This is a genomic window from Actinomyces massiliensis 4401292, assembly GCF_000269805.1.
Classification (GTDB): domain Bacteria; phylum Actinomycetota; class Actinomycetes; order Actinomycetales; family Actinomycetaceae; genus Actinomyces; species Actinomyces massiliensis.
The window spans coordinates 1,763,857-1,788,078 of sequence record NZ_JH711481.1 but is presented as its reverse complement, the minus strand read 5'-3'; the positions used below and the strand labels follow the sequence as shown (position 1 = coordinate 1,788,078).

At 69.3% G+C, this 24,222-nt stretch carries 22 protein-coding genes; 3 read left to right on the top strand and 19 right to left on the bottom strand.

Going from position 1 to position 24,222, the window contains the following annotated elements:
- Window positions 1-12 precede the first annotated feature (12 nt).
- The 5 genes from W5W_RS0107635 to rpsB all read right to left on the bottom strand — a co-directional run bounded on the left by W5W_RS0107635 (window position 13) and on the right by rpsB (window position 4,625).
- A complete protein-coding gene (locus tag W5W_RS0107635; protein ID WP_029574160.1) occupies window positions 13-942 on the bottom strand; it encodes a phosphatidate cytidylyltransferase in 930 nt (309 codons plus the stop codon).
- Window positions 943-1,002: 60 nt separating this feature from the next.
- A complete protein-coding gene (gene frr, locus W5W_RS0107630; protein ID WP_008729355.1) occupies window positions 1,003-1,560 on the bottom strand; it encodes a ribosome recycling factor in 558 nt (185 codons plus the stop codon).
- A 53-nt stretch (window positions 1,561-1,613) separates the two neighbouring features.
- A complete protein-coding gene (gene pyrH / locus W5W_RS0107625; protein ID WP_017194969.1) occupies window positions 1,614-2,360 on the bottom strand; it encodes a UMP kinase in 747 nt (248 codons plus the stop codon).
- Between the two features lie 383 nt (window positions 2,361-2,743).
- Window positions 2,744-3,583 (bottom strand): translation elongation factor Ts, encoded by an 840-nt coding sequence (gene tsf, locus W5W_RS0107620; protein WP_017194968.1) that lies wholly within the window; start codon window positions 3,581-3,583, stop codon window positions 2,744-2,746.
- 112 nt (window positions 3,584-3,695) lie between these two features.
- Window positions 3,696-4,625, bottom strand: a complete 930-nt coding sequence (gene rpsB / locus W5W_RS0107615; RefSeq protein WP_017194967.1) for a 30S ribosomal protein S2 — start codon at window positions 4,623-4,625, stop codon at window positions 3,696-3,698.
- A gap of 731 nt (window positions 4,626-5,356) precedes the next feature.
- Here rpsB and W5W_RS16395 point away from each other — a divergent pair.
- Window positions 5,357-6,163, top strand: a complete 807-nt coding sequence (locus W5W_RS16395) for a M23 family metallopeptidase (protein WP_238533284.1) — start codon at window positions 5,357-5,359, stop codon at window positions 6,161-6,163.
- Between the two features lie 243 nt (window positions 6,164-6,406).
- Here W5W_RS16395 and W5W_RS0107605 read toward each other — a convergent pair whose 3' ends face one another.
- The 13 genes from W5W_RS0107605 to rpsP form a co-directional block, all read right to left on the bottom strand.
- On the bottom strand, window positions 6,407-7,483 hold the full coding sequence (locus tag W5W_RS0107605; RefSeq protein WP_017194965.1) for a tyrosine recombinase XerC: 1,077 nt from the start codon (window positions 7,481-7,483) through the stop codon (window positions 6,407-6,409).
- A gap of 68 nt (window positions 7,484-7,551) precedes the next feature.
- Window positions 7,552-9,159, bottom strand: a complete 1,608-nt coding sequence (locus tag W5W_RS0107600) for a DNA-processing protein DprA (RefSeq protein WP_017194964.1) — start codon at window positions 9,157-9,159, stop codon at window positions 7,552-7,554.
- Window positions 9,156-10,727 (bottom strand): YifB family Mg chelatase-like AAA ATPase, encoded by a 1,572-nt coding sequence (locus W5W_RS0107595; protein WP_017194963.1) that lies wholly within the window; start codon window positions 10,725-10,727, stop codon window positions 9,156-9,158. The genes W5W_RS0107600 and W5W_RS0107595 overlap by 4 nt, the downstream gene beginning before the upstream one ends.
- The gene (locus tag W5W_RS0107590; RefSeq protein ID WP_029574158.1) at window positions 10,724-11,131 is read right to left on the bottom strand and encodes a YraN family protein; all 408 of its coding nucleotides are present in this window, start codon (window positions 11,129-11,131) and stop codon (window positions 10,724-10,726) included. Before W5W_RS0107590 ends, W5W_RS0107595 begins: the two co-directional genes overlap by 4 nt.
- A gap of 154 nt (window positions 11,132-11,285) precedes the next feature.
- A complete protein-coding gene (locus W5W_RS0107585) occupies window positions 11,286-11,591 on the bottom strand; it encodes a DUF2469 domain-containing protein (RefSeq protein ID WP_008730273.1) in 306 nt (101 codons plus the stop codon).
- An 86-nt stretch (window positions 11,592-11,677) separates the two neighbouring features.
- The gene (locus W5W_RS0107580; protein ID WP_017194961.1) at window positions 11,678-12,475 is read right to left on the bottom strand and encodes a ribonuclease HII; all 798 of its coding nucleotides are present in this window, start codon (window positions 12,473-12,475) and stop codon (window positions 11,678-11,680) included.
- A 25-nt stretch (window positions 12,476-12,500) separates the two neighbouring features.
- A complete protein-coding gene (gene lepB / locus W5W_RS0107575; protein ID WP_008730281.1) occupies window positions 12,501-14,696 on the bottom strand; it encodes a signal peptidase I in 2,196 nt (731 codons plus the stop codon).
- 140 nt (window positions 14,697-14,836) lie between these two features.
- On the bottom strand, window positions 14,837-15,187 hold the full coding sequence (rplS, locus tag W5W_RS0107570) for a 50S ribosomal protein L19 (RefSeq protein ID WP_008730272.1): 351 nt from the start codon (window positions 15,185-15,187) through the stop codon (window positions 14,837-14,839).
- A gap of 280 nt (window positions 15,188-15,467) precedes the next feature.
- Window positions 15,468-16,322 (bottom strand): signal peptidase I, encoded by an 855-nt coding sequence (gene lepB / locus W5W_RS0107565; protein WP_008730274.1) that lies wholly within the window; start codon window positions 16,320-16,322, stop codon window positions 15,468-15,470.
- Window positions 16,312-17,808 carry a tRNA (guanosine(37)-N1)-methyltransferase TrmD gene (trmD, locus tag W5W_RS0107560; RefSeq protein WP_008730280.1) on the bottom strand — a complete coding sequence of 499 codons (1,497 nt, stop codon included), beginning with the start codon at window positions 17,806-17,808 and terminating at the stop codon, window positions 16,312-16,314. Before trmD ends, lepB (W5W_RS0107565) begins: the two co-directional genes overlap by 11 nt.
- Window positions 17,805-18,455 carry a ribosome maturation factor RimM gene (gene rimM, locus W5W_RS0107555; protein WP_017194960.1) on the bottom strand — a complete coding sequence of 217 codons (651 nt, stop codon included), beginning with the start codon at window positions 18,453-18,455 and terminating at the stop codon, window positions 17,805-17,807. The genes trmD and rimM overlap by 4 nt, the downstream gene beginning before the upstream one ends.
- Before the next feature lie 257 nt (window positions 18,456-18,712).
- A complete protein-coding gene (locus W5W_RS0107550; protein ID WP_029574156.1) occupies window positions 18,713-18,949 on the bottom strand; it encodes an RNA-binding protein in 237 nt (78 codons plus the stop codon).
- 5 nt (window positions 18,950-18,954) lie between these two features.
- Window positions 18,955-19,404: a 30S ribosomal protein S16 gene (gene rpsP, locus W5W_RS0107545; protein ID WP_017194958.1), complete on the bottom strand. Its 450-nt coding sequence runs from the start codon at window positions 19,402-19,404 to the stop codon at window positions 18,955-18,957.
- A gap of 397 nt (window positions 19,405-19,801) precedes the next feature.
- On the opposite strand from rpsP, the gene W5W_RS0107540 reads away from it, so the two are divergent.
- Entirely contained in the window at window positions 19,802-21,316 is a 1,515-nt protein-coding gene (locus W5W_RS0107540; RefSeq protein WP_154650269.1) for a hypothetical protein, read from the top strand.
- 47 nt (window positions 21,317-21,363) lie between these two features.
- Here the strand turns inward: W5W_RS0107540 and W5W_RS0107535 are convergent, their stop codons facing one another.
- Entirely contained in the window at window positions 21,364-22,890 is a 1,527-nt protein-coding gene (locus W5W_RS0107535) for an alanine/glycine:cation symporter family protein (RefSeq protein ID WP_008732513.1), read from the bottom strand.
- A gap of 265 nt (window positions 22,891-23,155) precedes the next feature.
- On the opposite strand from W5W_RS0107535, the gene W5W_RS0107530 reads away from it, so the two are divergent.
- The gene (locus W5W_RS0107530) at window positions 23,156-24,166 is read left to right on the top strand and encodes an ABC transporter ATP-binding protein (RefSeq protein ID WP_034498457.1); all 1,011 of its coding nucleotides are present in this window, start codon (window positions 23,156-23,158) and stop codon (window positions 24,164-24,166) included.
- Window positions 24,167-24,222 lie beyond the last annotated feature (56 nt).

Below are 24,222 nucleotides of genomic sequence, written 5' to 3'. Positions count from 1 at the left end.
TTATCGGACGATCTATAAGACGATCAGGGAGAAGACGTAGACGACGGGGGCCGCCACGAGAATCGAGTCGAGACGGTCCATGAGACCGCCGTGCCCCGGCAGGAGGGTGCCCATGTCCTTCAGACCGAGATCGCGTTTGAGCAGGGACTCCCCCAGGTCGCCCAGAGTCGAGACGACGACGATGGTGGCGCCCAGGGCGGCGCCCGCCCACCAGGGGCCGCCCAGGCTCCACAGAAAGCCCGCGCCCACGCCCACGGCGGCGATCATGGACCCGATGAAGCCCTCCCAGGACTTCTTGGGCGATACCCGCGGCGCCATGGGATGCCTGCCGAGGGTGATGCCCGCCAACCAGCCTCCGGTGTCATTGGCCGCCGGCAGAGCGATGAGCATCAGGACCTTGCCGACACCGTGATCCTGATGGGCCACCAGGACGGCGAAGCTGGCCAGGAACGGCAAGTAGGTCGCAGCGAAGACGGAGGCGGAGGCCTCCGCAGAGCGGGAGCGCCGCACGGCGTCGTGCTCGTCCGTGCGCGGGATCATGTGGTCGGGGGCCTCGAAGTCGGTGCCCGACTCGGCCTCGGCCTGATTCATGAAGCACCACAGCACGCAGGCGCCCGTGGTGGCCAGGTAGGCGCCGAGGGCCGCCTCGGCCCCGATGGTCCAGGCGCACACGGCCATCCCGATGGAGCCGAGCCACAGGGGGGCCAGGGGCAGCCGGATGCCCTTGCGTGCGAAGGCTCCGGCGAGTTCCCACAGCGCACCGCAGACCGCGACGACCACGACCCCGACGAACGCCACTTTGTAGAACAGCAACGACGCCAGAACAGCGCCGATCAGGACGACCGCCACCCCGACGGCGGCAGGCAGGTTCCGCCCTGCCCGCCCGGTGGCGGGCAGGGGGGCGCGGTTGCGGGTCGGCGGCGGGGCCAGCAGTGAGGTCAGCGAAGTCGGCACAGTCACGTATGCGTTCTCATCGGTCTGCGAAAGCGGGTGGGGCGCGGCTCAGACGTCGAGAAGCTCGGCCTCCTTAGCGGTCAGCGCAGCATCAATGGCCTCCACGAAGCGCTTGGTCAGGGCATCGAGCTCGGACTCCGCGCGCATGACATCGTCCTCTCCGGCATCGCCGGCCTTCTTGATCGCCTCGAGCTCCTTCTTGGACTTGCCGCGAATGCCGCGCACCTGAACGCGGGATTCCTCGGCACGGCTGCGCGCGAGCTTGACGTAGTCCTTACGGCGCTCCTCCGTCAGGGCGGGCAGGGTCACGCGGATGACCGTGCCGTCGTCGGTCGGGTTGACGCCGAGGTCGGACTCGCGGATGGCGGTGGTGATGGCCTTCATCGCAGAGCGGTCGAAGGGGCTGACGATGACGGTGCGCGCCTCGGGGATGGTGATCGAGGCCAGCTGCTGGAGCGGGGTGGGGGCCCCGTAGTAATCGACCAGGATCGGGGTGAACATGGCGGGGTTGGCGCGGCCGGTGCGAATGGCCGCCAGCTCGTGCTTGGCGGCCTCGAGTGCCTTGTCCATCTTGTCCTCGGCCTCGAGCATGACGTCGTCGATCATGGTTCTTCCTTCGGTGGTGGGCGGGGTGTTTCTCGGATGATTCGGGCGCAGGGTCAGTCCTGTGTAACGAGGGTACCGATCTGCTCACCGAGAAGTGCGCGAGTGATATTGCCGCCCTCGCCCATGCCGAAGACGCGCATGGTCAGGCTGTTGTCGCGGCACAGGGCGAAGGCGGAGGCATCGACGACCTTGAGCCCGTCGGCCAGAGCGCGCTCGTAGGTCAGGCGGCTGAGCAGCCGGGCCGTCGGGTCCTTGCGCGGATCGGCCGTGTAGACGCCGTCGACGCCGTTCTTGCCCACGAGGAGCTCGTCGCAGCGGGTCTCCAGCGCCCGCTGGGCGGAGACGGTATCGGTGGAGAAATAGGGCAGACCCGCTCCGGCGCCGAAGACGACGACCCGCCCCTTCTCCAGGTGGCGGATGGCGCGCAGCGGGATGTAGGGCTCGGCGACCTGTGTCATGGCGATGGCGGACTGGACGCGCGCGGGCACTCCGGCCTTCTCGATGAAGTCCTGCAGCGCCAGGGCATTCATGACAGTGCCGAGCATGCCCATGTAGTCGGCGCGGTCGCGGGCCATGCCGCTCTGCGAGAGCTCGGCGCCGCGGAAGAAGTTGCCCCCTCCCACGACGACCGCGACCTGGACGCCTGTGGCTACCGCCTCGGCGATCTGCCGAGCGGCGTCGGAGACGACGTCGGGGTCCAGCCCCACCGCTCCCCCGCCGAAAACCTCTCCGGAGAGCTTGAGCAGAACGCGGCGCGGATGCGCGGCCGGGGCCTCGGAGGACGGCGGCTGGGGGGTCATAAGTGATGTCTCCTGGATTTTTCCGATGATCGTATCCGGATACGCGCATGCGCCGAAGACGAGCCTACCGCTTGTCGTGAACACGCTTATTCTGCGCGTTGTCACGACTTTGCAGCGGGCCCGCACGGCCCGGCATACCCGCGTACCCGATGATGCCCCGCACCGTCATCAGGGTCCGGAACACTCATCATGCGACTGGGGTCCACCATGGCGGTCAGGGGCGATCAGGGCAGCCATCTGATCTTGGGGGCGAGTATGCCGGTGCATCCCGGGACGCGTCCATGGGCAGACGTCCCCGGCAGAGTGCACGAGGGCCCCGCGAGCGGGTGCTCGCGGGGCCCTCGTCAGCGGGTATGCCGCCGGAACAGCGGGGATGGCCGCGCTCAGGCGCCGACGCGGAAGCGCACGAACCCGGTGAGCTTGCCGCCAGTGGCCTTGACCACCTTGTCCACTGTGGTCTTGGGGTCCTTGGCGTAGGCCTGGTCGACCAGGCAGTTCTCCTTGAAGTAGCCGCCCAGACGGCCCTCGACGATCCTGGGGATGGCCTTCTCGGGCTTGCCCTCAGCGCGGGTGGTCTCCTCGGCGATGGCGCGCTCCTTGTCCACGACCTCGGCCGGGACATCCTCACGGGTGAGGTAGAGCGGGGAGTAGGCGGCGATGTGCATCGCGACGTCGTGGGCGACCTCGGCAGCCGCCTCATCCGTGCCGACGAGCACGGCGACCTGGGCGGGCAGGTCGGGGTTGGTGCGGTGCAGGTAGGTCTCGACCCTCGGGGCGACCAGGCGGGCGACGCGGCGCACGACGATCTTCTCGCCGATGACGGCCTGCATGGAGTCGGTCAGCTCCTTGACGGTGGAGCCGTCCACCTCGACCTCGGCGAGCGCCTCCGCGGTCTCGGCGCCGGAGGCGACAGCGGCGTCGAGGACCTTGGCGGCGAAGTCGATGAACTTCTCGTTCTTGGCCACGAAGTCGGTCTCGGCGTTGATCTCAACGAGGACGCCGACCTGGCCCTCGTCGGAGTCGACGACCTTGGCCGCGATGAGGCCGGCGGAGGCCGCGCGGCCCTCGCGCTTGGCGATGCCCTTGAGGCCCTTGACGCGGATGATCTCGATGGCCTTCTCGGCGTCGCCGTCGGCCTCGTCGAGGGCCTTCTTGACGTCGAGCATGCCGGCGCCGGTCTTCTCGCGCAGCGCCTTGATGTCGGCAGTGGTGTAGTTCGCCATATAACTTCTCCTGAATATCTCCTGGTATTGCTTGATGCGCCTGAGTGCGCCCGACTGCGCTCCTACGGCCGTCTGCGACGGCAGGTGGGGCGGGCAAGGCGCCCAGGCATGCTCAGGCCTGCTGGGCGTCGGCCGTCTGCCCGCTCGCCTCGGCGGCCGGCTGCTCGGGAGCCGCACTCTGCTCGGCAGGTGCCGACTCAGCCGACTCGCTCTGCTCGGCCTGTCCAGCCGATCCGGCCTGTCCGGTCTGCTCGGCCTCGGCGCCGGCGAGGAGGGCGGCCTCCCACTCGGGCAGGGGCTCGGCGTCGGGAGCGGCGACCTCGGCCTCCGCGCCCGTGCGGGCGCGTCCGGCGGAACGGGCCACGAGGCCCTCGGCAGCGGCATCGGCGACGACGCGGGTCAGCAGGCTGACTGCACGGATGGCGTCGTCGTTGCCGGGAACGCCGTAGGTGACCTCATCGGGGTCGCAGTTGGTGTCGAGGATGGCGACAACGGGGATGCCCAGCTTCTGGGCCTCGGAGATCGCCAGGTGCTCCTTCTTGGTGTCGACGACCCACACCGCGGCGGGCAGCTTGGACATGTCGCGAATACCGCCGAGAGTCTTGACGAGCTTGTCCTTCTCGCGGCGCATCATGAGCAGCTCCTTCTTCGTGCGGCCGGATCCGGCCACATCGTCGAAGTCGATCTGCTCGAGCTCCTTCATACGGTCCAGGCGGGCGCGCACAGTGGAGAAGTTGGTGAGCATGCCGCCGAGCCAGCGCTGGCTCACGTAGGGCATGCCGACGCGCTGGGCCTGCTCGGCCACGGCTGCCTGGGCCTGCTTCTTGGTACCGACGAACAGAATGGTGCCGCCGCGGGCGACGGTCTCCTTGACGAAGTCGTAGGCGGTGTTGATGCCCTCGACGGTCTGCTGGAGGTCGATGACGTAGATGCCGTTGCGCTCAGTGAGGATGAAGCGCTTCATCTTGGGGTTCCAGCGACGAGTCTGGTGTCCGAAGTGGACACCGCTCTCGAGGAGCTGACGCATGGTGACGATCGCCATGTCGGTCCTTTCGCGCGCAATCCGGAGGTCGCCGGGTGCGCTGTGAGTCGTGGGGCGGTCATCCGTCCTGCATCCGTCCTGCTCGGCGGCGCGCCCCGGTATTGATGGTTTCTCCCCGTTGACCGGTGGGCCCGCGCGGCGGGCCGCGGCTCCGTCCCGACGGGAGCCGGGAGGATGGGGCCTGGCGCTCGCGACGCGCGACCACCCTCTCCACCCGGACGGTTGCCCGGACGGTTCAGGACCTCGGCCGCGACGCCCGAAAGGATTCCCGCACCCGAATCGGACGAACCGATGGGCGCGAGCGCGAGCGCGCGAAGTCAACCGCCCTTGGCCGGCGCATCCCCAGTCCTGAGCCGATCCGACGTCGATGGCTGAGCCCTTGAGCTTTTCATCAGGCCTTTGCATGTCTTCGCATGCCCTTGCCAACCGGACCGGCGAACTGGAGCGAGCAGATCGCAGGCGACTGCGAGCGTGAGGCTACCACAGCATTCGTCACAATTCCGCGCCGATCCGCGAGAATCTCAGGGTAAGGGCATGTCATTCCTATCACCTCCACGGGCTCCACCGGTCGCTGAGATACGCCGCTGCCCACAGTGCTCGATGCCCTCGAGTGCGCCGTCCTGCGTTCCCGACGCAATCTGATGCGCATGAGTCCCACATACTCGCCTGTGTCAGCTCCGTCCGCTGCCTCCGCTCCGTCCGCTGCGTCCGCTTTGCTTACCGCGCCCACTGTGCCCGCTGCGCACACTGCGCACACGCAACCTCGGCTGCCCGAGCTGCCCGGCCATTCCCCGAGGCCACTCCTGCCGCTGCCGGGGCCGGGGCGGCCGGAGCAGCCGGGGCGGCGACGCTTCCGCTCCCTGGCACTGGGCATGAGCCTCAGCCTGCTGCCGCTGTCCGCCACCGGGCCTCCGCCCGGGCCCGCGGCCGCGGTCATGGCGCCGATGGAGTACGCGAGCTCCCCCGGTTCCCCTTCAGACTCCCCTTCAGCCCTCCCGGCGGGGCCGGGCGCTGAGAAGACAGGGAAGTCAGGGGACTCAGGGGCGTTCGAGAACTCAGAGACGGTGAGAGCGCCACGAGAGTCGGCGGAATCGACAGCGCCGCGCACCCATGCGCCCCGCGCCTCCTACGGGTGGCCGACCGGCAGTCCCGCGAGCGTGGTCCGGGGATTCGATCCGCCCACGGTGACCTGGGGCTCGGGTCATCGGGGTGTGGACCTGTCCCTTCAGGCGGGCTCTCCGGTCCTCGCGGCGGGAGACGGGACCGTGGTCTTCGCCGGGGCGGTCGCGGGGCGGCCGGTCGTCTCCATCGATCACGCCGATGGCATCCGCACCACCTACGAGCCGGTCGAGGCCTCGGTCGCCGCTGGGGACGTCGTCACTCGAGGGCAGACCATCGGCACGCTTCTGGCGGGACATCGCTCCGACGGGGTGGACGCTCTGCACTGGGGCGCGCGCACCGGGCCGAAGAGCTACATCAACCCGTTGCGTCTTCTGCATCCCGCCGTCATCCGGCTCAAGCCACTGAGATCGGAGTGATCGGAGCGATCTGAGCAGAACCAACCGGGCTGACCATCCGCAGCTTGTCCGGCTTATCCAGCGCATATGCCGTACATGCCGTGTACGCCGCGTATGCCGTATATGCGCATATGCAGCGACGTGTATACGCAGCCCATTGCGCAGCGCCTTGTGCAGCTCTGAAAGCTGCCGAGCGCCGCTGCGTGTCGCGCGCCACCGGCGAGGGGGCGGGCCGAAGCGCGGATATGTTGCGCACCGACCGGCTCATGCCCGCGGGAAGGCCTGAGCGTAAACGGCCCGCAGGCGCTCGGCCGATACGTGGGTGTAACGCTGAGTGGTGGCCAAGGAGGAGTGGCCGAGCAGCTCCTGAACGCTGCGCAGGTCCGCTCCCCCATTGAGAACATGAGTGGCCGCCGAGTGACGCAACCCGTGCGGCCCGAGGTCGGGCACGCCCGCGAGCGCCGCGGCGCGGTGAACGACATCGCGCACCGCCCGCGGGTCGAGGCGCCGTCCGCGCACCCCGACGAACAGCGCACCGCCGGCGGCCGCAAGGGCGATCCGGTCGCGTACCGCCAGCCAGTTCTCGAGCGCCTGAGAGGCCGGCGCCCCGTAGGGCACAGTGCGCTCCTTGTCCCCCTTGCCCAGCACGCGCAGAGTGCGCCGGGATCGATCCAGGTCGGCGATATCCAGACCGCACAGTTCTGAGACGCGCACGCCCGTGGCGTAGAGAACCTCCAGAAGCGCCGCATCGCGCAGCGCGATCGCCTCCTGCATAAGGCCGTCCTCGGGGCTCGCCTTCGCTGACTTAGCCGACCTCGCCGTCTCCGCTGAGCTCGCCGTCTTCGCCGTCCGTCCCGATGCCCGCTCCAGCCCTCCTTCCGCCTCAACGGGAACGACTTCCGCTCCCGCCTCCTCGGCGCGGCGTGCCGCCGCCGCCAGAAGTGTCGTGGCCTGCTCCTCGGTCAGGACGGCCGGCAGCCGGCCTTCGGCTCGAGGCGAGCGCAAACGGGCGGCAACATCGGTGCTGATCAGGCAATTGCGGTGCGCCCAGGTGGAGAAGGCCCGCACCGCCGCGGAACGGCGCGCAATGGTGGCCCGCGCGCTGCCGGCGGCCGACATCTCTGCCAGCCAGGCGCGCAGATCGGCCAAGTCGAGGCTGAGCAGCGCAGGGCCGATCGGCTCATCGGGGTCGCCGCCCACGCCGAGGAAGGTCAGCAGGTCGCCGACGTCGGCGACATAGGCGCGCACAGTGTGCTCGGACAGGCCCCGCTGGAGCCCGAGATGACGCAGCCACGCCTCACTCAGCTCGCCGCGGGTGCGCGGCCCAGCAGAATCGCTCATGGAGGCAGGCTAGCGACCCCTGCGTCTTCACGTGTCTCCACACGTCTTCATGCGCGTCTTCACTACCCTCACCGGGCGGCGCGTCGGCGCCAGCGCGAGCCGTCGCGCTCGACGCGTCCGGAGAGCTCGAGCAGCCCGAGAGTCGAGACGACATCCTGCTCCGACAGGCCCGCCACGCGGGCAAGCGCCCCGACGGTGGCCGCGCCCCGTGCGGGAAGAGCATCGACGACCATGGAGGCCTCCCCCGTCAGTCCATCGAGCAGTCCCGAGCCGGCGTTGCCGGGGACTGCGGCGCGGGTGGCCTCGGGGTCCACGCTGCCCAGAGGGGCGACGAGCTCCAGGGCGTCCTCGGCATCGGTGATGCACACCGCCCCGTCTCGCAGCAAGCGGTGGCAGCCGACCGACCCCATGGAGGTCACCGGGCCGGGCACGGCCCCGAGGCCGCGGCCGAGGTCACGAGCGTGCCGGGCGGTGGACAGTGCCCCGGAGCGCCAAGCGGCCTCGACGACGACGGTGGCCTCGCTCAGGGCCGCGATCAGACGATTGCGCGTCAGGAAGCGGTGACGGCCGGGCCGACAGCCCGGTGGCACCTCGGCCACGAGAGCACCGGTGTCGATGATGGCGTGCAGCAGATCGGCATTCCCCGTCGGGTAGAGGCGATCCACTCCCCCGGCGCTCACGGACAGCGTCGGACCGGAGCGTAGGGCACCGCGGTGGGCAGCTGCATCAATGCCGAAGGCGCCGCCGGAGACGACCACGACGCCCCACGTCGTCAGGTCTGAGGCGATCCGGGCGGCCACGCGCTCCCCGTAATCGGTGGAGGCCCGCGCACCCACCAGGGCCAGGGCCCGTCCGGTGCCGGGACCGGCGGCAACGAGGTCTGCCCGAGTGCGCCGGGCGCCGACGGATGACCGCCTCGGCGGCTCGCCCTCAGGGCTCTCAGGGCTCTCAGGGCCCTCACGACACTGCGATGGCAGCAGCGCCGGGTCCCCGCGGACCCATAGGCAGTGGGGCGGATGTTCGAGATCGTCCAATCCGGTGGGCCACCACGAGTCGGTGGGCAGGATGAGGCTGCCGCCGAGCCTCTCCAAGGCCTCGAGCTCGCGGCGGATATCCAGACCGGCGAGTCTGGGCGCCCAGCGGGCGGCCGCTCTCCTCCAGGCGGCGCCGGCCCCGGCCGCATCGCCGCGGGGCGCGATCGGCGGTCGTGGCGCCGGCAGCGGCGATCCCTCGCAGTCCAGGGCCTCGTCGAGGAGCCAGGCGAGAGCCGGGCCCGCTCCCAGGTTGCCGACGAGTGCGCAAGCGGCATGGTCGGCGGGCTCGGCTAGCCGTGACCAGGTGGCCCGCGCCAGAGCCTCATCCTGGATGGCACGGGCCTGCAGTCGGCGCTGCGGACCCGCCCCGGAGAGCCGCCCGCCCGCCGTCGGGGCCCGACCGGAAGCGGATCCGGCCCCGGCCCGGGCATCCTCCCGGACGTTCTGCGGTGCAGCAGCGCCGGCTCTCTCCGGCAGCGCGACCACTGCACAGGCTGTATCAGCCGAGTTTTCTGCCGAGCTGTCTGCCGGGCCGTCGATGACATCGAGGCCGTCAGGGCAGGCAGCACCATCAGGGCAGCCGGCATCCCCAGGGCCGTCAGGCAGGCGTGTGGGCGCATCGGTCAGGTCGGTCGGGGTCACAGACGCGCTCCTCTCGTGCGCAGGGCCAGCGCGCCGCCGAGGTCGGCGGCAGTGGGAGCCGGTCTGGCGGCCAGATCGGCCAGGGTCCAGGCCAGGCGGAGAACTCGGTCCACGCCGCGCAGCGTGAGATCGCCACGATCCAGCGCCGCCATGAGCGGGGTCAGCAGGGCCGGCTCCATCCCGGAGGAGGCCGAGCGCAACCAGGACCCCGGCACCTGCCCCGTGAGCCGCCAGGGCGTCTCCGCGAGCCGATGGGCGGCTCGAGCGCGGGCCTGCCGCACACGTGCGGCGACGTCCCGGCTCGACTCGCCGGCAGCACCGGCTGCCAGGTCCCGGGCGGTGACGGCCGCAACATCGACCTGGATGTCGATGCGATCCAGGAGCGGCCCCGACAACCGGGAGAAGTAGCGCCTGCGCCGCAGGGATGTGCAGGTGCACTCCAACCCGCGCCCGCCGCCCTTGCCGCAGGGACAGGGGTTGGCCGCCAGAACGAGCTGGAAGGCGGCGGGGAAGGCCGCCCGCCCGCCGACCCGATCGATGGTGACCGAACCGGTCTCCAGGGGCTGGCGCAGGCAGTCCAGGACGCCGCTGGGGAACTCCGGCGCCTCGTCGAGGAAGAGGACTCCGCGGTGAGCGAGTGACACGTCGCCCGGCCGAGGCGTACCGCTGCCGCCGCCGACGACCGCCGCCCTGGTGGCGGTATGGTGCGGGGCCCGTAGAGGCGGAGCGGTCAGCAGGCCGGAGTCGGGATCGAAGGTGCCCGCCAGGGAGTGCAAGGAGGTGACGGTCACGGCGTCCTCGGCATCCAGTGCGGGCAGGATCGAGGGCAGGCGCTCGGCCAGCATGGTCTTGCCCGCACCGGGAGGCCCCACGAGGAGCAGGTGGTGCCCGCCTGCGGCCGCGACCTCCAGGGCATGGCGGGCCTCGGCCTGTCCGACGACATCGGCGAGGTCGGGGATGCGAGCCTCCGGATGGCTCCGCGGCTCGCGGGACTGCTCGCCACGGCGGCGGGCGCGCTCGACGACTGCCCGGGCACGCGGGGGCAGCCTGCCGCCGTAGTCCTCCACGAGCTCACCGATATGGTCGACCGCGCGCACGCGAGCGCCCGGAACGAGGGCGGCTTCGCGGGCGGCGGGGGCGGCCACGATGACATCGGGAACACCGGCCTCCACGGCCGTGCGCACAGCCGGCAGGATGCCGCGCACCGCATGGATGGAGCCGTCCAGGCCGAGCTCGCCGATGTAGACGGTGCGGGCCAGCACCGCCAGAGCGCGCGGGGGCAGCAGATCACGTGCTCCGAGCACCGCCAGCGCCAGCGCCACGTCGAATCCGGTGCCGGTCTTGCGCAGGTCCGCCGGAGAGAGGTTGACCGTCAGGCGCTGCTCTCCCCAGGTGACGCCGCAGACCGTCAACGCGGCTCGTACGCGTTCGCGCGACTCGCGCACGGCGGCGTCGGGAAGGCCCACGAGGGTGAAGCCGGGCAGTCCTGAACTCGAGTGGGCCTCAACATCGACAAGATGCCCCTCCAGGCCGGTCAGGGTCACGGCAAGGGTGCGCGCCAGGCTCATGATGCGCCCACTCCACGGTGATGGCGCAGTTCGGCGGGCAGGCCCGAGCGCAGAAGCACGGAGATCACATCGAGGCGGAAACGCCCGTGAGACACGGGATTCTGGGCGGCCCAGGCCGCAGCGAGAACGCGCAGGCGCATGAGTTTGTCCGCATCGACGGATGCGGCCGGAGGCCCGGCCCTCAGACTCGTACGGGTCTTGACCTCGATGACCACGAGAACGGGCGGACCCTCGCCGGCGGTTCCCGCGGGTTCCAGGGCGACCAGATCGAGCTCACCGCGCAATCCGGTTCCGGGACGCCAGTTGCGATCCACGATTTGCCAGCCGTGATCGCTGAGGTACCGGGCGGCGAGATCCTCGCCGCGTCGGCCCACGGCTGCCCGCTCGAGCCCTGCAGTTGTCATGATCACGATGATCACCTCCGCCACCAGCATGCGCGGCGGAGGGCGGCTGACGACAACGGCGTCGTCGAGCCCGGTGGGAAAGCGCCGTGCGAGCTAAGCGGTGGAGCCCTGCGATGCGTTTCGCGTCACACGCGCACCGTATCTGCGTCGCAGGTCATGAGGGGATATCCATCTCCGGCTTGGTGAGTTCCTCGACGTTGACGTCTTTGAAGGTGACCACATGGACCGACTTCACGAAGCGGCTGGAGCGGTAGATGTCCCACACCCAGGCGTCCTCAAGACTGAGCTCGAAGAAGACCTCGCCGCCGTTGGTGCGCACCTGCACATCAACGGCGTTGGCCAGGTAGAAGCGGCGCTCGGTCTCCACCACGTAGGAGAACAACGAGACGACATCCCTGTACTCGCGGTACAGGTCCAGCTCCAGATCGTTCTCATAGGACTCGAGGTCTTCAGCGCTCACGACTCCATCATGCACGTCCTGAGCGTGCGGCCCGAGCAGGCGCCGATGGCGCGTCGCGCCGTGCCGATCACGGCCGGGCAACAGATTCAGCGCTCAGCGTCCACGAAAGAGCCGACTCCGGGCAAGTTCCATGAGCGGCGGTGCTGGTCGCTCGCACCGAGGCGCGCCAGTGCCTCGACGTGGGCGGCGGAGGCGTATCCCTTATTGGACGCCCAGTCGTAGCCGGGGTCCGGCAGGGCCGACATGAGGGCGTCCCGCTCGACCTTGGCCAGGATGGAGGCCGCGGCGACGATGGCGCAGCGGGCGTCTCCCTTGACCTCCATGCGCACGGCCGGGGTGAAGCGGGCGGACAGGACGGATTCATCGCCGATCGATTGGCGGGCCTCTCCGATCGACTCAACAGACTCAACAGACACAGCAACAGGCTCAACAGGCACAGCAGAGGGCTGGGCGCCCAGGGCATCGAGCAAGTCGGGCTCGGGCTCGGTCAGCCAGTCCGCCCTGCCGTCGAGGATGATCGCTCCGGGGAGGTGATCGCGGGCGGCCATCCGGGCGAGGGCCCGCCGTCCCGCGAGACGCAGGGCGCCCACGATGCCGAGGGCGTCGATCTCCCCGGGTGCGGCGTGAGCCACAGCCCAGTCGAGGACCCAGGCACGGCACGGCTCCACCAGAGCCTCACGGCGACGAGGCGTGAGCTGTTTGGAATCGGCGAGTCCCTGAGGAAAGGCATCCGAGGTTCCACGATCGACGACAGCCAGGCCCACGGTGACGGGGCCCGCCAGCGAGCCGCGGCCGACCTCGTCCATGCCACCGACCAGCTCATGATGCCGCAGGAGCTCGTCCTCGACACCGCTATCCGGGCGGAGTCGTCGTGCTGTCGTCATCGGGGAATCATCGGGAGCGCCGATGTCACCGATTGGGATCGGGCACGTCGCGGAAGACCGCCTCGCCCTCGTCGAGCGAATCCCAGCGGCTCACCGGCCACACAACATTGGTGGCCACGCCGACGACATCATCCAACGGCACGGCGCCACCATGCGGATCGTCCTGGTGGAAGCGGGAGTCCGAGGAGTTGGAGCGGTTGTCCCCCATCACCCAGATGCATCCCTCGGGGACGATGATGTCGAAGGGCACCAGGGACGGCGCAGCACCGTCCTTGATGTAGGTCTCCTGCAGGGGTACGCCGTTGACGGTCAGGGCGCCTGCGCCGTCGGAGGTGATGCGGTCACCGGAGACGCCGATCACGCGCTTGATGAGGTGATGTCCGGAGTTCTCGGGCAGCAGGCCGGTGAGGATGAGCCCGTCGCGCACGATTCCGTTGATCCCGGAAGGCTCCTCGGTGTCGAGCCAACCGCCCGGGTCCGTGAAGACGACGATATCCCCGCGATGCACATCATGCGGGTGGTACATCCGCACCGAGACATGATCCTCGGTCTGCAGGGTGTTCTCCATTGAACCGGAGGGGATCGCGAAGGTCTGGACGATGTGGGTCTTGATGAAGGCGGACAGGGCCAAGACGACCACGACGACGGCGAGGGTGGACAGCCAGCCGCGACGCGGTCGGTCCTCCTCAGAATCATCCTCCTCCTCGCCCGGAACCGGCAGGGGGCGAGGGCGCCGGGCGGGCGGATAGGAGGGCGGCAGGTCTGTAGCCTTCTCTGAGCTTTCTGAGCTTTTCGAGGTTCCCGGCTTCTCTGCCGCCTCCGAGTCAACCGCCTCGTCCAACTCGCCGGCTGCGCCAGCCTCAGCGGAATCGACTCCAGCCTCGGCGTCGCCCTGGGAGCCCTCGTCATCCGCCTCCAGGAGCACTCCGGACTCGATGGCGACGGCGTCAGCGCCGAGGCCCTCGACCTCCGGGGCACGGGCGGGCTCCTCCGTACGAGGCGCAGCCTCGGCAGGCCCGGCGGGCTCAGCTAAATCAGCTAACTCAGCGGGTTCAGCCCCTGACGGCTCGACATCAGCGGTGTCAGTCGCAGCCTCAACAGCTTCGGGGACCACCTCAGCAGCTTCGTCGGCATCGTCGGCTCCGTCAGCAGCCGATGCCCGCTCGGCATACGGCTCCGCAGCGGTCGAGTCAGTGTCCTCAGCGCCTTCAGTGCCTTCAGCGCCTTCAGCGTTTTCAATGTATTCAGCGTCCGCAGTGTCGTCAGCATCCGCAGCGCCCTCTGATTCGTCTGCATCCTCGACGCCGCCGGCCGCCGCCTCGTGAGCATGAGCGTCGGCCCGATCATCAGACTCCGATTCGGGCGCCCCGGCACGCACGGACTCCCCCGCCATATCGCCGGTCTCAGAGTCATCGCCGTCGTCGCCGGTATCACTGCCAACGCTGCCAGCCCCGTCAGCACTGCCAACGCTGCCAACGCCGTCATCCGCTTCCGCAGCGGGCTCGTCCAGCTCGTCCGGCTCAGCCTCAACAGCCGTGGGCTCCCCCGACTCAGGCAACTCACTCCCAGGAGCCCCGGACTCGTCAGGCGCCTCGCTGCCGGCTCTGTAGGCACTGTCAGCATTTTCAGCGCTATCAGCCGCGCCCGCCTCACGCGCCTCGGGCTCAGCAGAGTCCGACTCAGTCGAGGAGGCCGACTCGGCGGCCACCGCGCCCTCCACGGGTTGTTCAGCCGGGTCAGGCCCTTCGGCCTCACCCGGCTCGCCAGACTCGCCCTCACCGACCACGGCGGCCGACTCGGTCGGCCCCTCCGCGTCCGGATCGGGCTCACCGGCCCGGGCCCGCTCACCCCCGGGCTCGTCGGGCGTGGCAGACGGTTCGTCCCCCGTGCGCTCCGCCTCGGACTCAGGCTCGAGCTCGGCCGACTCGGCCGCCACCGCGCCCTCGACGGGTTCATCAGGCCCTTCGGCCTCGCCCGGCTCGTCAGACTCGCCAGGCTCATCGACTACGGCAACCGTCCCAGGCCGGACGGCCCGATCCCGCACGACATCGACTACCGCAGCCCCAGCGCCCTCCTGCGTCCACCGAGCCTGCATCGCACTCTCATCAACGAGGGCGACCACGGATACGTCTTCAGCCCGCTCCTCATCGGGAGAGGTCAATGCGCCGCCGTCGCCGACGTCGGGCTTGAGCTCCTCGAGGTCGTCCTTCGGTGAGGTCACCGTGCTCCTGTTCCGAGGTTTGCGTATACGTGGGGAGGCTGTGACGCCTCACTAGTTCAGTAGTGGCGTCAGTAAAGGGAGAGGAAGGATGCCGGGGCCCGGAGGCCCCGGACATCACCGAAGAGCATAGAGGGCGCCCCTCAGCTCTCGCGGCGCTCCTTGATCTTGGCGGCCTTGCCGCGCAGGTTGCGCAGGTAGTACAGCTTGGCGCGGCGCACGTCACCGCGGGCGACGACCTCGATCTTCTCAACGGTGGGCGTGTGGACCGGGAAGGTGCGCTCAACGCCGACGCCGAAGGAGATCTTGCGGATGGTGAAGGTCTCCGAAACGCCGCCGCCCTGACGGGCGATCACAACGCCCTGGAAGACCTGGGTACGGGTGCGGCTGCCCTCGACGACCTTGACGTGCACCTTGAGGGTGTCACCGGGGCGGAAGGCGGGCACATCGTCGCGCAGCGAAGCGGCATCGATCTGGTCGATCAGGTTGGTCATTATTCTCTCCACGCTCGTGCCACTGGTCATGGGCGCTTGGTAGGCGACGCCGCGACTCGCCTCGGGCCGGTCCCGATGGAGCGACTGCGCCGTTCTCGATCGCCCGCGGGTCCTGCGCATGAGCACCTCCCCAGTGGCAGAGGATACTCGAGGCCCGGAGGCGGGCTTAGTTTGCCACAGCGCGGCGCGGGGCTGCGAGGGCGTTCAGGCGCGAGTGCCCGACTTCACGTGCCCCGGGCTGTCAGCCTTCCTCAAACCTCCTCGCTCGTCGCTCGCTCCCTCACCCCTCACCGGCGGTCGGAGCGGGCACGACAGTCGGCACGGAAGCAGCCTGCGGCACCTGCGAGAACACGTCCCGACCGCCCACAAGACCTGACCAGCGCCCGATGGGCCAGTAGACGAACCTCGCAATGCCGACGATATCCTCGGCTGGAACGAACCCGCCGTGCGCATCGCCCTGATGCAGTCGGGAATCCGCCGAGTTCGACCGATTGTCCCCCATGACCCACACGTAACCGTCAGGGACGGTGACGTCGAAGGCGATGTCCGAGCTGGTGCGGCCGGGCTTGAGATAGGGCTCATCGAGAACGACTCCGTTGACGCTTACAGGACCGGAGCCATCGGCCACGATGTGATCGCCCGGGAGCCCGACGACCCGCTTGACGAGATGGTGCCCCGCGTCCTGCGGCAGGATGCGCAGGAAGACCAGCACATCCTGGGCGAAACGAGCGGCTCCGGTCGGCTCGGGATCGGTGAGCCAGTGATCCGGGTCGGTGAACACCACGACGTCACCGTGCTGGACGGAATCGGTGTCGTACAGAGTGACCAGGATGCGGTCGCCCGCGTGGAGGGTGTCCTCCATGGATCCCGAGGGAATGGTGTAGCTCTGCACGAACAGAGTGCGCACAATCGCGATGATCGCCAGTACGACGATGAGAGTCAGCAGTCCGCGCAGAAAGGGGCGGCCGGCCTCCCCCCTGCTTCCCTGGCTGCGCAGTCGTTCTGAACGAGTGAGCGCAACACGACCGGGCGTATCCGCCGTGCGCCCCCTGCCGACCGGGCCGGCGGCCTCAGCGTTTTCAGTGCTTTGAGCGTGTTCAGTCTTGTCAGTGCTTTCAGAGTCTTCAGTGCTCATCGTGGACCTCCTGCGGGTTCAGGCTCATGACCACGTCACGGCAGGCCTGCCCGCCGACGTCGTAGATTCTCGATCCGACGGTGCGGAAGCCGCGCCGCTTGTATGCCTTCTGCGCACGGCGATTGCGCTCGTGGGTGCCGAGCCACAGGGCGGTGGCGCCCATGGCGGCGGCATCGCGGATGGCCTCGTCCAGAAGCACCGCGGCGACGCCGGAGGAGCGCAGACGGGCATCGACGTAGGCCTTGGACAGCTCGGCCACGATTCCGGCGCTGCCGTCGGCACGTGCGGGGATCTCAACGGTGTCGGGCCGCGGGTCCAGCCCGTCGACGAACTCGCCCCCGGAGTCCGGCCGCTCGATGATCACGGCGCTGTAGCCGACGAGCTTGCCCGGGGCGACGGCATCGGCGGGATCGGCGCTCTCCGTGAGCCTGCTCGGCGTGAGCCCGTCGGGCAGCTCGGCGACCGTGAGAACCACGCGCGGGTCGGCCTGCCAGGCGGCGAAGCGCTCAGGGGTGAAGGTGGACGCGATATGGACGGCGATCTGCTCCCGCGGGACGAAGGGCGGGCAGGCATCCGGGAAGGTGCGCGCCGCCAGGGCGGCCAGGTCCTCGGCATCCTCCGCCAGAGCTGGCCGTATCACCAGCTGGACCGGGCCCTGGGCGCCCGTGGGGACCACCCAGCCGTGGTGCGCCAGTGCGGTGCGGTCGGCGGTGTCGAGCGTCTCGGGGTGCAGGCGCTCGATCATGTCGGGGCGGCGGGCCACCGTGCGGGCGATGGACTGGTCACGGCGCGCACGGGCGATGCGGGCGTGGTCGCCCGACAGCAGATGCGGGGCGGAGACGGCCAGGTCGAGGCCGCGCCAGGCGACAGGGCGGGTATGGACCGGGTACTCCAGCAGACCCGCCTCGGAGTGCGACTCCTCGACGACGGAGGCGGGGTTGCCCAGCACTCCCGGGCGCAGGCGGGCGACGGCCTCGATCATGACCAGGGTCGCCGCTTCGCCGCCGCTGAGCACGTAGTCGCCGATCGACAGTTCGCGCACCTCGACACCGGCGGACCGGTAGTGCTCGGCGACACGGGCGTCTATGCCCTCGTAACGGCCGCATGCGAAGACGACCTGGTCGGCCCGGGCGAGATCCTCGGCGGTCCGTTGGGTGAAGGTGTCTCCGGAGGGGGCGGGGATGACGAGGACCCGACGGCTTTGCGCCGGAGCGCCCGCAGGCGGGGCCAGGACGGCGTCGAGGGCCTCGCCCCACACGTCGGGCTTCATCACCATTCCGGCGCCACCGCCCAGCGGGGTGTCGTCAACGGTGCGGTGGCGGTCGTGGGTCCACTCGCGAAGATCGTGAACGTGCAGGTCGATGAGTCCGGTGTCAGCGGCCTTGCCGACGAGCGAAAGGTTCAGTGCCCTCAGATAGTCGGGGAAGATCGTGACGACGTCGAGGCGCAGAGGGCCGGAGGGCGGCGCGGCTGGGGCCTGACTCATCGGCGATCCTCCTCGGCCCTGCCGACGCCCGGGAAGAGCCCGCCGGGAGGGTCTACGGTGATGGTGCCCGCATCGGGGTCGATCTCGGGAACAAGTGCCTCGACGAAGGGCACGGCAACGCGCTCCCCCTCCGGAGTGCGCACGATGAGACGATCCTGGGCGACACCGGGCTCGAGGTCGACGACCTCACCGAGCTGCTGGGGCTGCTCGAGCTGCTGAGACTCTCCATCGGCCGAGGCCGGAGCGCGGACGACCCGCAGACCGATGAGCTCATGGGCGTACCAGGCTTCATCATCCTCATCGTCTGCACCGTCTGCACCGTCAGGACCGGCGGTGCCGGTAGCGCCTCTATCGGCGGTGTCGGTCTCGACCAGCAGACGCGCGCCGCGCAGAGCCTCGGCCGCGGTGCGGTCGCGAACCTCCTCGAAGAGGGCGAACCAGCGGGAGCCGTCGAAGCGCACACGGGCGACGGTCAGGTGGTCGATATCCGAGTCTCCGTGGCCTCGGCCTTCATGCGTGTCGGGAGCCTGAACCGGCAGCCGGGCGCCGGGAGCGAGCCTGCCCCGAGGATCGTCGGTGCGGATCTCGAGACGCACCTCCCCCTTGAGGGCATGGGCGGGACCGATGACGGCGACGGTGAGCAGCACTGGGCCAACCTATCGCGCACCGCGGTCACATGGCTGGGCGTCTCGCCCCACCGGCGACGGGGCCATCGGCCCCGCCACCGGCCCGAGAATCACGGGCGCATCTACTCGAGCCCCACCGAGCAGAGCCATATCGCGCCAGCGGCGGCCTACGCCGAAGCGCCTGCCAATGGCAGCCATGCAACCGTCTCAATGCGCCTGAAAGTGCCGGTGGGTTTGGGGTTGGTGTGGGCCGGGTTGGTTGGTGTTTGGGGGTGGGGTTAGTGGCGGTCGGTGTCGATGACGTCGACGCGGACCGGGGCTTGGGCTACGGCTCCGATCACTGTGCGCAGGGCTCGGGCCGTGCGCCCTGAACGACCGATCACTCGCCCCAGATCAGAGGGATTGACTCGCACCTCCAACACCTGACCACGACGCAACGACCGCGAAACCACCGACACACCATCCGGACGATCCACAATCCCACGCACCAAATGCTCCAACGCCTCGGCCAACACCAGCCTCAGACCCCCTCAACCACCTCAGACCCAGCCTCCTGAGCCTGCCCAGCCTGCTCGACCTGCTCAGCCTGGGCCTGGGCGGAGGCCGCAGCCTTACGCTTCTGCGCATCATCATCAGCCAACCGAATCGCATCCAACCGCGCCCGCGCAGCCGCACCCTCATCCTTGAGACGCAACTTGCCCTCAGGCACAGGCAACCCCTTGAACGCCTGATAATCACCCGTGATCTTCAACAAACGATGCACCGTCTCCGAAGGCTGAGCACCCACACCCAACCAATACCGCACCCGCTCGGAATCAACACGAATCAACGACGGCTCCTGCATCGGGTCATACAACCCGATCTCCTCAATCACACGCCCATCACGCTTCTTACGCGCATCGAGCACCACCACCCGATACACCGGCGAAAACTTCTTACCGATGCGCTTCAGGCGAATCTTGACTGCCACAGTAGACAAACTCCTCAAACCAGGACGGCGCACGCCACCCACCGGTGAGGATCAAGCAACAGCCCGCGACGCACAACCTACCAACCACGACCACGCACAGGAGAGGGACCGCACACAGCCGCAAACAACCCACCCATCATGCCAGACCACCCCCACCCACAACCACACACCCCCACCCCCACACCCCCTGCGAGATCCCCCACAAACCACCCACACCACCAATTACAACCTGTGAGAAAGAGCTGGCGAGTCACAAGACGCATCGGTCATGCTTCTATCTGTGACGCCCTTCGGCATCCGTCCCCCTGGCGCGCCGACCTCCATCCGCCCACCGGGATCAGCGCAATCGGCGCACAGCGCATCCGGATCCTCCCTTTTCCGACGCCCGGGCCGGGCAATGCCCAGACCGGATCACACGACATCCGCGGGCGAGCCCGCCCCCACCGGCATTGACCAGGTCCTCGGCACCGAGCCGACCCCGGAAACTCCCCGACGCCCGACCAGTAGGGCGCGTCCTTCGAAGAGTCTTTACAAGGTCCCCTCCAAGTACTCTTCCAAGACCCTGCCGACGAGGAGACCCCCTCAGCGCCCGGAACGAGCGCGGGGGCCGCTCGGGAGTCTCGATCAGGGCTCCGTGTTCTTCGTCGTCTCGGTGGTTGCGATCATCGTCGTCCTCGTCGCAGCCGGCGCCCTTGACGACCTGCAGGGCGACAGCACTCGGACCTCAGCAGGAGGATCGAGGACGACGAGGGCCGCCGCACCGCACCCCGCCCCCACGCCGCGACACACCCGCAGCGCATCGCCGACCCCAACGGCTTCGGCCGACTCGTGGAAGCAGGCCTGGAGCATCGACCTCGGGATCGGCAGTGACGCCACCATCAGCACCTACGCCAATGACGACTATCTCGTGGTCTACGACTGGGATAAGAGCAACAACCAAAAGAGCAGACTGCGTGGATACAGCCTCACCAACGGCCGACCCCAGGAGCTGTGGTCGACCTCGGCCGGTGAGCTGAAGGGCCTGACCTCCTCGGTTGCCGTCACGGATGGGAGCCTCATCGACCCGGCCACCGGCGAGGTGACGGAGGCGCCCTGGGGCGAGTCGCACCCGGTCCTGGTCACAGACGACCTCATCATCACCTGCAGCACCTCGTCTGTCTGCGCAGGTTGGGATTCCAGCGGTCCAGTCCTGACCCAGCGCTGGGGCCCCGTCACCTTGCCCGGGAATCATCTTCCTCGCTTCGACCGCTACGGCATCACCGGGAATACCAGCACCGGTTATGCCTTGGCGAGAGTCAGAGATACGAATGCGCGTGCGGACTCCATTGCATTCGTCTCCCTGGAGGATGGGGGCATCGGGACCACCCTTCCCGAGGAGGACGGGGACAAGCTTTTCGCTCCCGCCGACGATGGATGGCTCCAGCTCGGAGCCGCACAAGGTGCCCAACGGCCGATCACAGCTCTAGAGCCCGATGGCACCGAGAAGGAGACCTACACCGCCTCCCAGTACGCGTACGCGCTGCTGCTCACGGACTCCGGTTCCGGCCTCCCCTCCCTCAATCAGTACAGGGACGCACTGGCGTCAGGGGACGTCTCGTGGGCCTCGCTCATCTTCGATTGCAGGCCCAACACCTGCGAACTCGACCAGCACGCGATACCCGGCACAGACAACGATACGAGGTCGTCACCGATGAATGCGGGTGACGTCACCGCAGCGGTGAGTGAGCGATATCTGATCATGAGCTACGGCTCCATGAGCGGTCGCGTGCGCATTATCGATCGTGAGAAGAAGAGCGTCGTCCCCGAGGGGGAATCGCTGTACGGACGTCGCGCCCACACCGTTGTCGCGCGCGCGGACCTCCTCATAGCGGTCGAGGACGGCGGCCTGGCAGCCTACGCGCCTCCCGGCTGAGCCCGCTGAACAGCTCAGCAGCTCTGCCGGCCCCGGACTGCTCCGCCTCAGGCCTCGTCGAGGCTGACCACGCGAGCGGCGGCGCGCTCGGCGGTCCACACGTCTCCGGGCAGCTCGCGGGGCAGCAGCGGGTTGCCGGACGCCACGAAGGCCGGCTCCGCGACGCCCCGGGCCCGCTGCCCGTCGTAATCGCCCAGAGTGGCGAAGACCCAGCGGCTCAGCCACAGGACGGCGACGAGATTGAGGATCGTCATGAGAGCCAGGGCGATGTCGGCCATGACCCACGCCAGTTCCAGGGCGACGACGGCGCCCAGTCCGGTGGCGGCCGTCATGGCCAGGCGCAGGATCACGCTCGAGGTGCGGCCCCCGCCGAGGTAGGAGACGTTGATCTCGGCGAAGGCTGAGTATCCGAGCACGCTGGAATAGGCGAAGGTGAAGACCACGAAGGTCATGAAGCCGACGACCCAGCCCCCGGGCAGGGCGTCCGCCAGCGCATGCTGGACCAGCGTGGTCTCGGCCCACTCGGGTTCCACCCCGGGGGTGTAGACCTGCGGCGAGGCGAGCAGCACGGTCAGTCCCGTGGCCGTGCAGATGACGATCGTGTCGATGAAGACGCCGAGGGCTTGGATGAGTCCCTGGGTGACGGGGTGGGCGACATCGGCGGTGGCGGCGCCGTTGGGCGAGGAGCCCTGGCCGGCCTCGTTGGAGAACAGGCCGCGCTTGGTGCCGTTCAGGAAGGTGGCGAAGAAGCCGCCCGCCGTGCCGGCCAGGCCCGCCTTGAGGTGGAAGGCGCCGGCCACGATGTCGACAAGCACCCCGGGCACCCGCGGCGCCGAGACGATGATGACCACGAGGACGACGCCGAGATAGGCCACCGCCATGAGCGGCACGAGCCATTCGGTCACCCGGGCGACCACACGCATGCCGGAGAGCAGGATCGGAGCGGTGATGGCCATCAGGGCGATCGCCGTCACCGTCGTCCCGACGCCGTGGCCCTCCTGGAGGGTCAGGGCGATGGTGTTGGACTGGACCATGGGGAAGATCAGGCCGTAGGAGAAGACCAGCATGGCGGCGAAGACGACGCCCATGATCCGGCCGAGCCGACTGAGGCCGCTGCCGCCCCTCAGGCCCAGGCCGCGCTGCATGTAATAGGCGGGGCCGCCGCGGAAGATGCCATCGGCGCTGCGCACCTTGAAGACCTGGGCGAGCGTCGACTCCGCGAAGGAGGTCGCCATGCCGAGCAGGGCCACCACCCACATCCAGAACAGGGCCCCGGGGCCGCCCAGGGTCACCGCGAGCGCGACCCCCGCGATATTGCCGGTTCCCACGCGTCCTCCCAGCCCGATGACGAAGGCCTGGAAGCTCGACAGGCTGCCGCGCTGGTGGCGCGAGCGCGCAACCAGATGAACCGCCCGGGAGAACAGGCGCATCTGGACGCCGCGCGTGCGGATCGTCAGGTACAGGCCGGCGCCGAGCAGGACCCAGATGAGGATCTTCCCGGAGACGAGCTCCTCGAATGCGGACAGGCCCTCCGTGAGGTCGGTTCCTGCCAGAACGGGCAGCGCAGCGGACACGAGGGCCTCCATCGATCGGGAGTGGGGCGCGCCCGACAGTACAGGATGCCCTCCCCGACGGCGCGGGGCGTCCGCCAGGCGTGCTCGTGCTCTCGGCGCGGGGCGCCCCCCCCTTCCCCGACGGCGCGGGGCGTCCGTATCCGGGAGCTTCGGGAATACCGGGATTACCGGGAATACGGTCCCGGACGCTCATATGACACCTGTCACGCCAAGCCGGTGATAGCGCTCAGTACCGGGCGAAACCGGTCGGGGCGACGCTCAGGGCATGAGCAGCACACCCGCCTCCCCCGTCATGACAGGCGCCGCGGCCGGCCCGGCCGGCCCGACCCCCGACAAGCCGGCCGTCCGCGTGCGCGGTCTGCGCAAAACCTTCGGCCCCGTCGTCGCCGTGGACTCCCTGGACCTGACGGTCGCCCCCGGCGAGGTCGTCGCCTTCCTGGGACCGAACGGCGCCGGCAAGTCCACCACCCTCGACGTCGTCCTCGGCTTCACCCGCCCCGACGCCGGCACCGCCGCCGTCCTGGGCGTCGCCCCGCGGGAGGCGGTGCGGGCAGGACGCGTCGGCGCGGTCCTCCAGGCCGATGGGCTCAACCCCTCCTTCACGGTGCGCCAGACCCTCGACATCATCGCCTCCCTCCAGCTGCGCATACCCGACATCGAATCGGTGATCGCCCAGACCAGGCTGGAGGGGCTGCTCCGCAGGAAGATCTCCCAGTGCTCCGGCGGCGAGATCCAGCGCGTTCGCCTGGCGCTGGCGCTCCTGGCCCAGCCCGAGCTGCTGGTCCTGGACGAGCCAACCACCGGCATGGACCCGACCGCCCGCGCCGCCTTCTGGGAGATGATGCGGCGGGAGACGGCGCAGGGCCGGGCGATCCTCTTCGCCACCCACTATCTGCAGGAGGCCGCCGACGTCGCCGACCGCATCATCATCATCGACCGCGGCCGCCTGGTCGCCGAGGGATCGGTGGACGAGGTACGGGCGCTGGGAGAGGGCACCACGGTGACCGCGACCTGGCTGGGTCTGAGCGGTGAGGCGGAGCTGCGCGCCGTTCTCGCACCCGTAGCCGACTCCCTGCTGGGAATGGAGGTCCACGGCTCGCACCTGGAGCTGCGCACCAGTGCCCCGGACGACGTCGCCCGGCTCCTGCTCACCGCCACCCCGGCCGGCCACATCGGCGTGATGGCGCTCAGCCTGGAGGAGATCTTCGCCCAGCTCGTCGGTCATGATCATGGTCATGACCACGGTCATGACCGCGCAGCCGCTCCCGCCGCCTGAGCCGTTCCGCTCACCGCGCCGCAAGCCCGCCCCGCGGGACCCGGGCCGCCGGCCCG

What these genes read in the sequence shown, in the direction of transcription:
- W5W_RS0107580 (WP_017194961.1), bottom strand. Translation starts at nt 12,475, where the DNA reads ATGACGACAGCACGACGACTCCGCCCGGATAGCGGTGTCGAGGACGAG.
- W5W_RS0107590 (WP_029574158.1), bottom strand. Translation starts at nt 11,131, where the DNA reads ATGACAACTGCAGGGCTCGAGCGGGCAGCCGTGGGCCGACGCGGCGAG.
- rpsB (WP_017194967.1), bottom strand. Translation starts at nt 4,625, where the DNA reads ATGGCGATCGTCACCATGCGTCAGCTCCTCGAGAGCGGTGTCCACTTC.
- frr (WP_008729355.1), bottom strand. Translation starts at nt 1,560, where the DNA reads ATGATCGACGACGTCATGCTCGAGGCCGAGGACAAGATGGACAAGGCA.
- W5W_RS0107530 (WP_034498457.1), top strand. Translation starts at nt 23,156, where the DNA reads ATGAGCAGCACACCCGCCTCCCCCGTCATGACAGGCGCCGCGGCCGGC.
- W5W_RS0107605 (WP_017194965.1), bottom strand. Translation starts at nt 7,483, where the DNA reads ATGAGCGATTCTGCTGGGCCGCGCACCCGCGGCGAGCTGAGTGAGGCG.
- tsf (WP_017194968.1), bottom strand. Translation starts at nt 3,583, where the DNA reads ATGGCGAACTACACCACTGCCGACATCAAGGCGCTGCGCGAGAAGACC.
- trmD (WP_008730280.1), bottom strand. Translation starts at nt 17,808, where the DNA reads ATGAGTCAGGCCCCAGCCGCGCCGCCCTCCGGCCCTCTGCGCCTCGAC.
- lepB (WP_008730274.1), bottom strand. Translation starts at nt 16,322, where the DNA reads ATGAGCACTGAAGACTCTGAAAGCACTGACAAGACTGAACACGCTCAA.
- pyrH (WP_017194969.1), bottom strand. Translation starts at nt 2,360, where the DNA reads ATGACCCCCCAGCCGCCGTCCTCCGAGGCCCCGGCCGCGCATCCGCGC.
- rplS (WP_008730272.1), bottom strand. Translation starts at nt 15,187, where the DNA reads ATGACCAACCTGATCGACCAGATCGATGCCGCTTCGCTGCGCGACGAT.
- W5W_RS0107595 (WP_017194963.1), bottom strand. Translation starts at nt 10,727, where the DNA reads ATGAGCCTGGCGCGCACCCTTGCCGTGACCCTGACCGGCCTGGAGGGG.
- W5W_RS0107540 (WP_154650269.1), top strand. Translation starts at nt 19,802, where the DNA reads ATGCCCAGACCGGATCACACGACATCCGCGGGCGAGCCCGCCCCCACC.